This is a genomic window from Acinetobacter sp. 228 (genome assembly GCF_048147885.1).
In genome coordinates, this window is record NZ_JAYWYV010000529.1 from 1 (window position 1) to 1,093 (window position 1,093).

1 protein-coding gene is annotated in these 1,093 nt (G+C 42.0%); it reads right to left on the reverse strand.

The window, feature by feature from the left end; genetic code table 11:
* Window positions 1–1,093: transglycosylase SLT domain-containing protein (locus VXQ92_RS20495; protein WP_416683018.1), on the reverse strand; the 1,093-nt coding region annotated here is incomplete at both ends.

Genomic DNA, 1,093 nt, shown 5'->3' on the forward strand with positions numbered 1-1,093 from the left:
GAATATTGGTGTTCATTTCACTTAACGCTGCCGGATTATATGTTTCTCCCATCTGGCGAGCAATCAACTTTGCCGTATCCGGCATAATTTGCATAAGTCCACCAGCACCTACATGAGAGCGTGCCGAGGTAACAAATCGGCTTTCTTGACGCATTAAACCATAAGCCCAAGCAGGATCAATTCCAGCATTGTAACTATGGCTTACGACATTGGTCTTATGCGGGGTCACATAACGATACGTATCATTATGTTTATTCGTTGTACGATCTGCCGCATAAATCGCGCGGTCATACCATCCCATATCATGAGCACGTTTTGCCGCCGCTAATAGTAATCCATCATCATGCTGAAGATATGCTTGACGAACAGCCCAGTTCCACTCTCGGTTAGTATAGGTTGGGTTGGCATTAATCCGTCTTAAAGTAAATGCACGATTAAAGTGAATATTTTGATCTAGACGGCGTAAATCACTTGCAGTTGGCTCATCATTATACGGCTGATGATTATATCGTACGCCTAAACGGTCTTTTGCAAGAAGGTTGTGATAATCATCCCCACTTTCAGCTAATTTTTTATAAATACGTTGTGCCGTGTTTTTAGAATTACTATCGCCACGTTGCTCTGTCGCACGCGCTAACCAATATTGCCAGCGATCTTCTTGTTTTTGTGAAACCGACATACTATCAATTGCACGAATTAAACTTTCCCAGGCACTAAAACGAATAGCTTGTCGTGCATAAATTTCAGCTTCTTCAGGACTTAACGGATAGCCATAACTTGCGTCAAAATATTGAAGGACTTCACGGTTAAAGTTGTTTTTCATTACCGTAGTTCCACCAATATAGGCTACGGTTCGATAGAGATACTTTTGCACGCTCTCTGGAGTACCTTGCGCTACACGCTGTACATTTGCAAAAGCATTACCTAAATCATTATTTGCTAAACGACCTAGTGCAAAAATTAAATAGGCATAATCTACATCATTGGTTTTTGGTGCTGACCACAAGTAATTCAGTGGATTCGCCTGAATCTGATTGAGCTGAGCCAAAGACAAATTCAAACCCAAAGTCTGCGCTGTAGCAAGCGCCTGTCC